This window comes from Ureibacillus acetophenoni (genome assembly GCF_900220965.1).
GTDB classification, from domain to species: Bacteria; Bacillota; Bacilli; order Bacillales_A; family Planococcaceae; genus Ureibacillus; species Ureibacillus acetophenoni.
Genome location: NZ_OBQC01000020.1, coordinates 1 through 12,574, shown reverse-complemented (window position 1 = coordinate 12,574; position 12,574 = coordinate 1). Strand labels below are relative to the sequence as shown.

General features: G+C 33.0%; 14 protein-coding genes. 2 read left to right on the top strand and 12 right to left on the bottom strand.

Annotation, left to right across the window (positions count from 1 at the left end):
• Positions 1-236: 236 nt before the first annotated feature.
• A complete protein-coding gene (locus tag CRO45_RS18375) occupies positions 237-623 on the bottom strand; it encodes a hypothetical protein (RefSeq protein WP_097151094.1) in 387 nt (128 codons plus the stop codon).
• Between the two features lie 198 nt (positions 624-821).
• Here CRO45_RS18375 and CRO45_RS18370 point away from each other — a divergent pair, with 198 nt between their 5' ends.
• On the top strand, positions 822-1,754 hold the full coding sequence (locus CRO45_RS18370; protein ID WP_097151093.1) for a C40 family peptidase: 933 nt from the start codon (positions 822-824) through the stop codon (positions 1,752-1,754).
• A gap of 50 nt (positions 1,755-1,804) precedes the next feature.
• Here the strand turns inward: CRO45_RS18370 and CRO45_RS18365 are convergent, their stop codons facing one another.
• Positions 1,805-2,824, bottom strand: coding sequence for an AI-2E family transporter (locus tag CRO45_RS18365; protein ID WP_097151092.1), 1,020 nt, complete (start codon positions 2,822-2,824; stop codon positions 1,805-1,807).
• A 491-nt stretch (positions 2,825-3,315) separates the two neighbouring features.
• Between CRO45_RS18365 and CRO45_RS18360 the strand changes: the two genes are divergently transcribed.
• Complete coding sequence (locus CRO45_RS18360) at positions 3,316-3,516, top strand: hypothetical protein (RefSeq protein WP_097151091.1); 201 nt, start codon at positions 3,316-3,318, stop codon at positions 3,514-3,516.
• A gap of 130 nt (positions 3,517-3,646) precedes the next feature.
• Here the strand turns inward: CRO45_RS18360 and CRO45_RS18355 are convergent, their stop codons facing one another.
• From CRO45_RS18355 to CRO45_RS18310, 10 genes are all read right to left on the bottom strand, one after another.
• The gene (locus CRO45_RS18355) at positions 3,647-4,795 is read right to left on the bottom strand and encodes a DUF4367 domain-containing protein (RefSeq protein ID WP_097151090.1); all 1,149 of its coding nucleotides are present in this window, start codon (positions 4,793-4,795) and stop codon (positions 3,647-3,649) included.
• A 328-nt stretch (positions 4,796-5,123) separates the two neighbouring features.
• On the bottom strand, positions 5,124-5,435 hold the full coding sequence (locus CRO45_RS18350; RefSeq protein WP_170949555.1) for a TIGR04104 family putative zinc finger protein: 312 nt from the start codon (positions 5,433-5,435) through the stop codon (positions 5,124-5,126).
• A 131-nt stretch (positions 5,436-5,566) separates the two neighbouring features.
• On the bottom strand, positions 5,567-6,559 hold the full coding sequence (locus tag CRO45_RS18345) for an NADPH:quinone oxidoreductase family protein (RefSeq protein WP_097151088.1): 993 nt from the start codon (positions 6,557-6,559) through the stop codon (positions 5,567-5,569).
• 70 nt (positions 6,560-6,629) lie between these two features.
• On the bottom strand, positions 6,630-6,809 hold the full coding sequence (locus CRO45_RS18340) for a hypothetical protein (protein ID WP_097151087.1): 180 nt from the start codon (positions 6,807-6,809) through the stop codon (positions 6,630-6,632).
• Between the two features lie 22 nt (positions 6,810-6,831).
• Positions 6,832-7,380, bottom strand: a complete 549-nt coding sequence (locus CRO45_RS18335) for an isochorismatase family protein (protein ID WP_097151086.1) — start codon at positions 7,378-7,380, stop codon at positions 6,832-6,834.
• Between the two features lie 191 nt (positions 7,381-7,571).
• Complete coding sequence (locus CRO45_RS18330) at positions 7,572-8,387, bottom strand: lipid II flippase Amj family protein (RefSeq protein WP_097151085.1); 816 nt, start codon at positions 8,385-8,387, stop codon at positions 7,572-7,574.
• A gap of 73 nt (positions 8,388-8,460) precedes the next feature.
• Entirely contained in the window at positions 8,461-8,943 is a 483-nt protein-coding gene (locus CRO45_RS18325) for a GNAT family N-acetyltransferase (RefSeq protein ID WP_097151084.1), read from the bottom strand.
• Between the two features lie 367 nt (positions 8,944-9,310).
• On the bottom strand, positions 9,311-10,486 hold the full coding sequence (locus CRO45_RS18320; protein ID WP_097151083.1) for an amidohydrolase: 1,176 nt from the start codon (positions 10,484-10,486) through the stop codon (positions 9,311-9,313).
• A gap of 90 nt (positions 10,487-10,576) precedes the next feature.
• The gene (locus CRO45_RS18315; protein ID WP_097151082.1) at positions 10,577-11,770 is read right to left on the bottom strand and encodes a hypothetical protein; all 1,194 of its coding nucleotides are present in this window, start codon (positions 11,768-11,770) and stop codon (positions 10,577-10,579) included.
• A gap of 288 nt (positions 11,771-12,058) precedes the next feature.
• Positions 12,059-12,472, bottom strand: coding sequence for a PH domain-containing protein (locus CRO45_RS18310; RefSeq protein WP_097151081.1), 414 nt, complete (start codon positions 12,470-12,472; stop codon positions 12,059-12,061).
• Positions 12,473-12,574 lie beyond the last annotated feature (102 nt).

Genomic DNA, 12,574 nt, shown 5'->3' with positions numbered 1-12,574 from the left:
GTGGGAGTTTAATAGATGTACTGAAACTTACGAAAAGACCACATGGATCCCCTACTTACTGGTGGAATGCAAGTAAAACATGGTGTATCTATTCTGATTTTAATTTAACTTATTCCATTCTAAGTGGGTCAAAGGAAATTATTGATTCATTTTTATCAAATCCAACATTAGAATGTTTTAAAATTGACAAAAACTATATACTTAAAGATTAATTCAATAGAATTTAATGACGGAACTTACCTTCCGTCATTAAATTCTATCTTTTTAGCTAATATCCAACCATTTAATCCTAAAGATGCAGATATGACATAATAAGAGTACTGTCCATTAATTAGTATATTTTTTAAGTCTTCTAGATCCTTATAATCTACAGGCCACCAATAATTTTTATTTTTCTGTAACAATTCCTTGTTATAGTTTAAAAATTCGTCTAATTCCCTTCTTTCTAAATCTAGAATAATACTACCTCGAAGAATATGTTCAAACCAGTGTGCAAGCACACCCGAAAATTTAACAGTAACATCCGGTGCTCCTTCCCAATGAGAGACGGTATGCATAATAATTTCTTCTTTTTTTAAATTAACTTCGTAAGATATAATTTCATTGTCGTGAAGACTATACATTAGGTCACGTCCTTATTCTTTTTAATAATTTATTTCACTTTTTATAATTTTTCCCTTTAATTTCTATTAAAAGTAAATGAGTAAATACTTGTTTTGTTACCAATATTTAAGTGTTTTTATCATGTTTTATCCATGTTAGAGTAGAGTTGTCAGAAAGATACGACTTATATTGACAATAACATCTAGGGAGTAATCATCATGAAAAAACATTTAATTACAGCAACTGCAACCGTAGGAATACTATTTTCAACTGCATTTTATACACCTGCATCTGCACATGAGCTCAATCACAAAGTACAAGCAGGTGACACACTTTGGAAAATTGCGACTGAAAACAATGTCACTGTACAAGACTTAATATATTGGAATAATTTAAAATCAAATACGATTTATGTGGGACAAGAACTGTCATTGATTGCACCGCATTCACATAATACATATGATTCATATACAGTTAAATCGGGAGATAGTCTTTATATAATTGCTACTAATCATAATACGACTGTTTCCAACTTAAAATCTATGAATCAATTAACTTCTGACGTTATTTACATAGGTCAAATATTAAAAGTACCAAGCGAAGCTACATCTAAAACATATACTGTTAAATCAGGAGATACATTATGGCTAATTGCCTCTAAACACGGTTTATCTGTCCAACAATTAAAATCGATCAATGGTCTTACTACTGATGAAATTATAGTTGGACAAGTCTTAAAATTATCATCAGAAGGTTCAACTGCACCTGCACAAAAAGTTAATAAAACATTAAATGTTGATGCATTAATCGCTGAAGGAAAAAAGCATCTTGGTGTACCTTATGTTTGGGGTGGAACTAGTCCAAGTGGCTTTGATTGTTCTGGATTTTTACACTACGTCTTTGGAAAAGTCGGAGTATCAATTCCTAGAACAGTAGAAACAATTTATGATGCGACAACACCAGTTTCAACACCTCAACCTGGGGATCTTGTATTCCATGCAACGAGTCATTCAGGTCCAAGTCACGCTGGTATTTATATTGGAGATAACAAATTTATCCATGCCGGTTCTTCAACTGGTGTAACAATTACTGATATGAACAATCCTTATTGGAAAGCTCGTTATCTTGGTGCGAAAAAAGTAAACTTATAGGCTAAAAAGAATAAGCCATTTTGAACTTCATTGCTCAAAATGGCTTACTTTTATTTTTTCAATAATCCCCTTTTTAAATCGGATGATCCTTTAATTACTTCGACAATAAACACAAATAGTGGAATACCAATAATTAATCCCCATGCACCAAATAATAATTCACCAACCATTAATACCATAAACGTAAAGAAGATTGGTATTTTCATTGTAATTGAATATAGCTTTGGATTTAAGAAATAGGCTTCAATTGCATGAATGACCATAATCATAATGAATACATAGAGAATATATATGACTCCACCTATTTGAAAGGCAATGATTGATAGTGGTATTAAGGATATTGCAACTCCGATAACTGGCATTAACCCTAAGAAGAAAATCATTATTGCTAACCCTAAAATGTTAGAAAAACCTAATATAAACAAACCTATAACGGATAGAATCGTGTTTACAGTGGATATTTGAATTTGAACTTTAATAGCTAAACCAAATGTATTTAAGAAACTATTTCCAAAGTGAACTATTTGATTGTATATTTTTTCTGTTTTATTTGTTTTAAAAGATCGGCAAAATGTTTTTATTTTATCGATTTCTAATATAAAGAAAAAGCTTAATAATATTGCTACAAATGCTTCTAATAAAAATGTTCCTACATCAGCAATTTTAGCAATTAGTGTATCAGCAAAATTCTTTAAAATGCCGTCCATATCTAAATTTTGAATATATTCATAGATTTTTTCTGGAATGAGGCCTTTAATTTGTTCAATATTAATAGATGAGCTTTGAACAATTACCGCTGTTAATTGTTGTGTTGCTGCAGGAAGGTAAAGGTAACCTGTTAATACAACGATAAACAGAATAATACTATACATAAATACGACTAATAGTTTTGGTCGTTTTAACGATTGAGGTAAAATATGTAGTATTTTAACGAATGCCGTATATGCCAAATATGTAAAGATAAATGTTAGTAATAAAAAGTTTAATGCATTTTTAAAAAAGAACAGAAGACCAATAATAACAATAATGATCATCCATTTTATGTTCACTTGCTCTTTCAACCAACTCACTGGCGTAACCCCTTCACTTCCATATTCCTATTCTGTTTTTATTTTCATAGGATATTTATCACTTTTTTCAATTAAAGCGTAGCATGTTAAGGTATACATAGACAACAAAAATTTTCATAATTCACACATTTATTCGATGTTTCTACATGAAACATCATATTTCGATTTGTGAATTTAAAAAGCATCGTCCATTGTACCCACCTTTAGATAAAAAAGAACCAACTCAGATACAACCGAAATTTCTCATAGATTGTTTAATAGCCCCTTTACCGCATTCTCTAATATATTGTTTAACTTAGAAGTGTGTGACATCAGTAAACAGAATTTTGGATTTTATAGAGGTTTAACATCCACCATGACAAATAAGCACGAGAGTAAAACAGCGATAATATCCTATGTACTCGAACTATGGGAAATTAACTTAGTATGAAGTAGTTGCTCTTACAGTGCCAGAGCAACGTAAATATCGCTAATCCGGGGTAGAAACTCTTATGGGACCATCACCGATCATGGAAGTGAAAGGTAAAGTAGCTCTGACCGGTGGTGAAAGTGGGATTGGTACTTCGTTGCTTTTGCAAAAGAAACGAACTGCAGTAAAAATCAAATTGAGGAACTCAGGAGAAATTACAGTTTATTACCCGGGGATCTTAATGAAAAATCACTGTGTTAGCCCTATCATTAATTTATTATAAAATTCGACAAAATATGACGAGATAAATGAGCCTTTTGTAGATTTATACGGTTTGTTTAATAAAAAAGTCCCTATCCATTCGAACCTTGCTTAGGTTTATCGGATAAGGGCTTTTTATTAGTTATAAACTTCTATTGAATACTTTCTACCACTTCTAGAACTTGCTCTAAAGTTAATTCATTACTAGATGATGCTGCTTCGTATAAAAGTCCATTTTCTTCCCAGCTAATGCTTACATAGTCTTCCATTTCAAAAATTACACCATTTGTACCACGAACAGTGATATCGTCACCATCCATATCTTGAAGACTTAAGTATTCTACTGGATTACTTGATACCATAATCCAGTTATTTGGGTCTTTATCATAGCTTAGCATAACCATTTCCATAGTTTCATCGTAGTATCCTTCTGTGTAAACATACCCTTCTGGAAGATGAGTTGGTTCTACAACTTGATAGCTTGATAATTCTTGAATCTCGTCAACATTCATACTTTCACTTACAGAGTACATCTCATCTTCAGTGATTGCATTATCAATTGCTTCTTGAGGTACTTCGATTGGGTCTACTCCATTAATATTAGAGATTGTTGCTTCGCCCTTCATTTTAAGAGGGATTTTAATATCATCCATTTCCATTTCTAGATCGATATTGAATACTTGTGTTGTTTGAATGAATGTTTCTTTATCAACATGATACTCTAAGTCTATTTTATTAATGTTAATAGAATTTAATAATTCTTCCATTTCTGGACTAGATGCTAAATCAGAACCCATTGAAGATGAAACATAATCTTCAATTAACGTTTTATATGTTTCATCATTACCTGATAATGTAAGAATATACTTTCCTTCTTCTTCTTTCATTTCAATTTGTTCTGTAAATTGATTTAACTTTTCCATACTCTCTTCATTTAACTGATCAAAACTTGAGATTCCTAACTCTTCTGTATCCATTTTGATCCATTCACCAAACATACTCATATATGCAGCATCTTTAGTCATGTACATTTCAGAAACGATGTCCATACCAAGCGCTTCCATTTTCATGTTCAGGTACATTGCATCTGGATTATGTGTAATATCACCAGTAATATCCATTTTTTGCTCCATACCATCCGTATCAATATCTAAGTTCATATCAATTGAATAGCTTTTAAGTGCTGTACTTTCTTCGATTGATTTAGCCAATACTTCTGCTTTGTCTAAATCCTTTGTTCCACAAGCTGATAAAACTAATAGTAGTAAAAAGCTTGCTATATAGAATCCTACCTTTTTCACGGCTGTTTCTACCTCCAATATTAGATTAATCAATGAAACATTATTTTATAATAACATTCATTTTTCTATTTAGCTATCTCTAATTCTATCTTTAAATTGTGTGAATTCAAGTTGAATATTATGTCAAATAATTTGAATTACAAACGGTCAACACTCTACATTATTAACAATTGTTCCAATACTATCAATTAATATATAGACGACTTTTCAACAATAATTGATATGACAGCAGTTGTAAAGCACTTTCTCCAAAAAAGAAATCCCCGCAAAATGCAAGGGACTTAACATAATTTCTACTATTATTATGTAAAACTTAAACTACCATTAATTACTGTTTTTTTAATGGATCAAGACTGTATCTGATGAAAAATGGAAGAATAAAAGTTATAAGACTTCCAAACAAGAACAAAGCCCCAATCATAAAACCTGTTGAAAGTGTCATTGTATTTCTTAAAATGATCCCAAATAAAAATAATGGAATAATCATAGAAAAGGTTGTTTTGTATCTTGTTTTAAAATCAATAACGTATTGTTTTCCGCATCCACTGCATTTTATTGGTTTATAGCCAAGCCAGATCGATTTGACAATAGAAAACCAATCCAATTTTTTGTTACATCCCTGACATTGTTGTATTCCCATAACTTTCCTCCAAAGGATATAATATCTATGTAAGATTAATAACAATTTAAATCTATTTCTATAGATACAGTGTACCATTAATGATTTAAAACAACAAAAAGTGACGAGATTATTTCTCGCCACTTTAGTAATTACAATTTTACTATAATTCTACCTCTAGCCTGTCCTTCAAGTAAGATTGGCAGCACATCTGGAAGTTCTTTTAGTGATACTTCTTGTTGAATGAATTGTTCCATGTTCGCTGGTTTAAAATCTGTAGCTAAACGATTCCAAACTTTTAATCTTGTTTCCATATCACAATACACAGAATCAATACCTAGTAAGTTAACTCCACGTAATATAAATGGAAATACCGTCGCAGGGAGTTTTGTGCCCCCGGTTAAACCACTTACTGCTACTGAACCTCCATATTGAATTTGACTCAATAATGATGCAAGCTGTTCACCACCTACTGGATCTACAGCAGCTGACCATTTTTGCTTACCTAATGCACGGATTTTCCCATCATAAACTTCGTCTCGTGAAACAATGGACGTTGCACCTAGGTTTGTTAAATACGCATGCTCAGATTCTTTTCCTGTACTTGCTTCTACTTCGTAACCAAGAGTGGATAAGATTGAAACAGCAAAACTACCAACGCCCCCTGTTGCCCCAGTCACAAGTACTTTTCCCTTATCAGGTGAAATATTATTTTCCTCTAATCGTTGAACTGATAACGCAGCAGTAAAACCAGCTGTTCCAATGACCATCGCTTCTTTTAATGTAAGACCTTTAGGTAGTGGAACGATCCATTTGGCAGGTATTCTTGCATATTCACTATATCCTCCAAAATGGGAAACTCCTATTTCATAGCTTGTTGCAATAACCTCGTCGCCTTCTTTAAATTGAGGATCATCTGACGCTACTACCACTCCAGCTAAATCAATACCAGGAACAAATGGATATGTGTTTACGATGTTGCCGTTAGGAATAGATGCAAGACTATCTTTATAGTTAACACCAGAGTACTGAACCCGTATTAACACTTCACCTTCTGGTAAGTCCCGAAGAGTTAACTCTTCAACATTGACTGAAAATTGTTCTTCTTGTTTATTAACGACTAGAGCATTAAATGTTTTGTTCATTTTTAATAACTCCTTTCAACGAGAGTGACTGTCTGTAAATATTTTCTATAAAAATATTTATAGGGTAGAATTATAACATTTTTTTAATATCTTCGTAGTATTCTTTTATGAAAAAATAACTGCCATCCGTATCGAGTACTGTCTCAATCGCTGAATTGTAGTCAGGTCCTTTTTCCTCCCATACATGAACAATATGACGCGTATTAAATAACGTCTTTGTTCCATTTGATAATGTTAATTCTATGAACATAGTATTCAACTCCTAAGGCAGATCATTTAATTGGCGCATTCTCATATTTGTAGTGTTCGATATATTCATCATAGTCAAATACTTCTATAACGTTCGACCAATGTAATACTGTCCCTACAAAATCTCTAATATCTAAACCTTTCATTTCATAGGTTTCTTCCGTATTTACTGTACCTGTTGCATCTTCGATAAACGTCACTTTATAGCCTCTATCAAATGCAGTAATGGCCGTAAACATGCAACAAAATTCCGTTTGAAAGCCGGTGATGAACAGATGATCCACTTCATACTTTTCTAGTATGTTCGATAAATCCGTTTGGAAGAAGGAACTAGGCGTCTGTTTTTCAATTACATAATCAGCATATTCTTTAAGGGAACTATGCAGCTCAGAACCTTCAGAATCCCTATATAACGAACTATTTTCATCATCATCAAAATGCCTCATGAAAATGACAGGAAGATTGCTTTTTTTAAAATCTTTTATAATATTTTCTATTCTACTTAGTTCCTTATTGAAATTACCAAAGTTAACGATTCCATTTTGAACATCAATTACTAAAAGGGCTTTCATGTAATCACCTTCCTACTATAGTTAGATTATTAATTCGATTAAATGGGTATGATTCCCTTTTATTTAACTAACTTATCTATATATCTTAGTTATTGTTAATTCGTAGCACCAATGATTAACTAGTTGTACACACCGCAAAAAAGCGATAATCAATTCAGTGATTATCGCTTCCTGTTGCTATTAATTTTATACTACACAATAAACTGCGTAAACCAAGCAACATAATGTGCACCAGGAATAAATAATACTTGAGCCAAAATCGTTCCTAACAACCTTGAGGTTACCATTAAAATTGAGGCACTTTTTAATGTAATGTAACTTCCTTTTTCGTTAATGACATCGTCTGCAAGAATTGAGATCTTCGGATCAACAAATATGATTAATAAGATGGTAGCTATTCCATTTATTAACCCAGATGCCATGACAGCAGTTGTTGCTCGATCAGGTACAAGTAACGCCGCATAAAGTGCTGATAAAACTCCAATCGTATAGATAGCCGTAATTAACATGTTGATGATAAATAATTTAACGGGAATTTCTCTCCAGTTCATATCTTTTAAATAAGAAATTCTAGGTAAGTGTAGATGTTTCATTGCACGTTTAAAATATGCTAATGAAAATCCTTTTTTCAATAACCTAGGGACGGATCCTCGTTCGTCCGCTAAATGAACGATTGTCCTTGAAAAGATTGCTATAAAGGTTGGTAACAATAGTACTCCAATGATCGTTCCTAATGTGGCAGAACCGATTAGAATTCGATATTGCCCTTCTACGAAATCTAACGCGTTTTCTTTTGGAGCATTATCGATTAAGCTCCCTGTAAAGGGCTGTTGCATCATATTCGCTAATCGTGAAACCATGACCATAACATTAAAAAGCGATAGGGCCGATGCTAATAATTTTACTCTAGCCCCTGACAAGCGTACAGAATATGCTAATGTTTCGATAGAATGGATAATTAGAATGAAAAATGCAATTAAAAGTAATTGTGATGTGAAAAAATCCAAGTAATGACCTACTTTATTTTTTAATGAAAATCTTTAAGCCTTAATTTAATGGATTCCATTATATTGAAGCTTTTTAATCAATAAATATTTTACTCAATTCTATTTCATCTCGAATTGGAATTCCATCATTACCTATGAGAGGAATTTCAGGTTTAATCGCTCGTGCCTTTTCAACGGCATTAAAGTAAATATTTGAAAGTACATATCCTCTTTTTTGATAGAATTTGAGTGCTAGCAAATTATCATTTGTAGTAATCAGTTTGACAAGTTTACAATTATTTTTGACTGCCAACTGTTCAACTTCTTTAATTAGAGCTGAACCAATCCCCTTTCCTTCTTCAATACTATCTAGAGAAATGATTTCGCACTCATTTTCTTCTATTATATAGGTTACTAATCCAATGATTTTGCTCTCACCGTTTACAACGGCAAAACCATTTAAAGTGGAACAATCATAAATCCCACTTGAAACAACCATTTGTGGACTCCCCCAATGTTGAGTGAAGAAATTGATTATTGTTTCCTTATGTAAGTTATTAGTTGATACAATTTTCATTTCCTCTCGCTCGCTCCTTTAAAAACGTATTTATTTGAATAATTTACTTTATGAACTAGTTCTGTTGCATTGATTCTTTTATTTAGACGTTAAATATCTATTGAGGTTAACAAATCACTTTACTACTTTTGGATATATTAGCATATTTGTACCAAGTTTTCCTATTTGTCTTAATTGGTCATCCATCACCTTTATTAGGACCATTTCCATGCATTTTTACAGCGTTTTGGTCCTCATCACCTTCATCAAGACCACTTTCAGGTACGAAAGTAAGCATTATAGTCCTCATTCTGCTAGTGATTTAAAAATTCAAGAAAAATTCAAAAAGAAAAGACCAACCAATAATGGCTGATCTTTTCGTCAAAAATTACTTATTCAAATATGCCCATGCATATTGTGCATATAGTTCTGCACCTGTTACGAGTGCGTCTTCGTCTACATTGAATTTACCGTGGTGGTGAGCCCATTCCGTGTCTTTTTCTGGATTACCTGAGCCAACTAATGCAAAGCTACCTGGTACTTCATCTAAAAAGAAGCTGAAATCTTCCCCACCCATAGTTGGTTTTTCGTAATACAATGCATCTTCACCAAAGGCCTCTGCTGCTACTTGCTGAACTAACTCCGCGCTTTCTTTACCATTAATGACTGGTTGCGTACCACGGATATATTCAACTTTTGCTGTTCCACCGTAAATGTTCGCTGTATTTTCCGCATACACTTGTAGCTGTTTTTCAATATGGTCACGCGTAGCTGCGTCAAAGCAACGAACAGTTCCTTCAATCACTGCATTTTCTGCGATTACATTAAATCGTGTCCCGACTTCCATTTTTCCAACTGTTACGACTGCTGGTTGCTGTGGATCAATCGTTCTTGATACAACTGATTGTACATTCATGACGAATGAAGAAGCAATTACAGCTGCATCTATCGTATCTTGAGGCATAGCCCCGTGACCACCGCGCCCTTTAAACGTTACTTTAAAAATATCAGCAGATGCAAAAGATGGACCTGGATTACATGACACTTTGCTTGTTGGCATTTGTGACCAAATATGAATACCGAATACATTGTCTACACCTTCAACGGCACCTTGTTTAACCATTTCTTTTGCACCCGCTGCTGCTTCTTCAGCAGGTTGGAATATTAGACGCACATTCCCAGGTAAATCTTCACTATTTTCATTCAATACTTTTGCTGCAATAAGTAACATTGCCGTATGAGTATCATGGCCACATGCGTGCATTTTCCCTTTTTCTTTTGAAGCATATGGAAGGTCTGTGTTTAACTCTTCAACTGGTAGTGCGTCCATATCCGCCCGTAGTGCTACTGTTTCTCCAGGTTTTCCACCTTTAATTTCAGCAATGACGCCTGTAGGTTCCGTTTTTCGATGTTTTATTCCTAGTTCAGTTAAATACGCTGAAACAAAATTAGTAGTTTCGTATTCTTCCCATGATAATTCAGGTTCACTGTGTAATTTTCGGCGAATGGCTGTTAATTCATCGCTATATTTTTGAATACCTTCTTTTATGGTTTTATTAATCATTTGACGCAACCTCCACTAATTTCTTAACTTCATTAAGTATACTTGTCTTATCATATCAATCTCCGATAATGTAATTTCGTTCCAGTAAATTTATTTAAGGAATGTTACAAAAATTCCTGCTAAAATTACCGATACCATCGTTACGGAAACAAATCCTCCAACTAGCATTGGTGGTAACATTACGCTCGTTAATGCTTTTCGTTCTTTTTCATCAGTTGTTAAGGATTTAATGACCTCGTTTGTAATAACAAAGTCCGCTGGGAATCCGTATAAGGCAGTTAAAGATACAGCAAACGCTAGGTTTTTACTTACTTTTAGTAATTTACCAGCGATGAATGAGAAAATGTACATACCGATAACACCTAAGGCAATACAAACTACTAATGGTGTTAATAGATCAAACAGCATACTTGGCGTTGCACTCTTTAATGCATCAAATACAAATAACATTAAGCCCATGATGGCAAAACCAAATCCGTTTGCTTTTTGTAATGCATGTGTTTCTAAGAAACCGATACTTTTTGCAATAACACCAAATACTAAGGCCAGAACAGCTCCATTAATTTCAACCACTGGAGCCAAGAACGTAGATGTTAGATACGCTAAACAACCAACTAATGCAATCTTAAAGAATTTAAAGTATTCTGTATTGTACTTTTCAGGAACTTGGAAGATTTTCAAGCCCTGTTTCTTCTCTTCTGTTTCTTCTACTTTCTGATCATCCGTGTTTATTACTAACTCGCCATTTCTATATTGTTGTAAAAGTTTCTTTCCTTCTTTTTTCAATACGATAGAAGTTAATGGATATCCAGCAAACCCCTGCATTACATAAATAACGACAGCAAATACAGCTAATGAAGTAAGTCCTGCCTGAGTAGCTCCCTCTGACATGATTAATGCTGATACAATTCCTCCAACTAATGGCGGAATTGCAACGATTACAGTGTTCATATCAAAAATTAATGAAGCAATTCCTAGTAACACAACAATGATTCCTAAAATTCCAGATAATGAGATTACAACTGTTTTCCATTGTGCAATTAATTCTTTAACGGAAAGAAGCGTTCCCATATTTACGATTAATAGATAGATTAATAATGTAGCAACCGTATTCGGAATACCTGCAACTGCGACAATATCTTGTGGGAAGAATGTCCAATACCCAATTAAGAACAATACTGCACTTACGAATATAGACGGTATCCAAGCTTTTGTACGTATCGAAACAAAATCTCCAATGTATAAAATAAATAGTAATATTACTATTGCTACCATTTGTGCCATATTGTTACCCTCTCTCTTTTTTAATTGTTAAAATATTATTTAAATTCTGTTTTCAAATAATAGCACAATAATAATGTATTTGTATACATTTGTTTTGAAAGTTTTTATTTCGTTCATATTATTGGAAATATATGAGTTTTATATAATTTTTTTGGAAATTACATTATAAATTTTACTATATTAAAAAAATAAAAAACTGAACCATTTCGAGCATTCAACTCAAATTGGTTCAGTCTTTAAATTTTAATGAAATTAGTCATCACAAGCCCTTCTATCACCACCTATCATCTAGTTGGTCTTCATCTGAATATGAGAATTAATCTTTTGTAAACCGATCAGAAATTGCTTGGGATTACTAGGAGAAACTGAAATCGTTTCGTATTTTCCATAATTGATTTCAAGTCGATTGATTGATAAAGCAGGTGCTACAAAAGGGTTTTTAGTATATCGAATGGTTGTAATTTCTTTAATGTCAATTGACTTTTTAAATGGTCCAAACGTTATTTTTAATATATCTTCCTCAATTTTGTAACTCGTAAAGACCCAGATATAACTTAATAATAAAATCATAATACTCATAATTATTATTCCGAAAATATTTTGAGGTTCTTGGGATGATTCATAGATACCCCAGGCAAATAAAACAATCAAACCAAAAAAGATGATTCCAAAAAACAGATCTCTTTTAGATGTAAATGTCATGTATAATCCCCCTCGTATATTAGTAGTAAGAGCTCTTTCTAATAGAATTTCCAGTTGATCCGGACAACTGGAGGATCTATTGGATTTCCTATAGGATGTGGT

Coding starts and splice junctions, on each gene's coding strand:
- CRO45_RS18335 (WP_097151086.1), bottom strand. CDS start 7,380: ATGAAAGCCCTTTTAGTAATTGATGTTCAAAATGGAATCGTTAACTTT.
- CRO45_RS18325 (WP_097151084.1), bottom strand. CDS start 8,943: ATGAAAATTGTATCAACTAATAACTTACATAAGGAAACAATAATCAAT.
- CRO45_RS18350 (WP_170949555.1), bottom strand. CDS start 5,435: ATGGGAATACAACAATGTCAGGGATGTAACAAAAAATTGGATTGGTTT.
- CRO45_RS18310 (WP_097151081.1), bottom strand. CDS start 12,472: ATGACATTTACATCTAAAAGAGATCTGTTTTTTGGAATCATCTTTTTT.
- CRO45_RS18345 (WP_097151088.1), bottom strand. CDS start 6,559: ATGAACAAAACATTTAATGCTCTAGTCGTTAATAAACAAGAAGAACAA.
- CRO45_RS18315 (WP_097151082.1), bottom strand. CDS start 11,770: ATGGCACAAATGGTAGCAATAGTAATATTACTATTTATTTTATACATT.
- CRO45_RS18370 (WP_097151093.1), top strand. CDS start 822: ATGAAAAAACATTTAATTACAGCAACTGCAACCGTAGGAATACTATTT.
- CRO45_RS18375 (WP_097151094.1), bottom strand. CDS start 623: ATGTATAGTCTTCACGACAATGAAATTATATCTTACGAAGTTAATTTA.
- CRO45_RS18360 (WP_097151091.1), top strand. CDS start 3,316: ATGGGACCATCACCGATCATGGAAGTGAAAGGTAAAGTAGCTCTGACC.
- CRO45_RS18340 (WP_097151087.1), bottom strand. CDS start 6,809: ATGTTCATAGAATTAACATTATCAAATGGAACAAAGACGTTATTTAAT.
- CRO45_RS18320 (WP_097151083.1), bottom strand. CDS start 10,486: ATGATTAATAAAACCATAAAAGAAGGTATTCAAAAATATAGCGATGAA.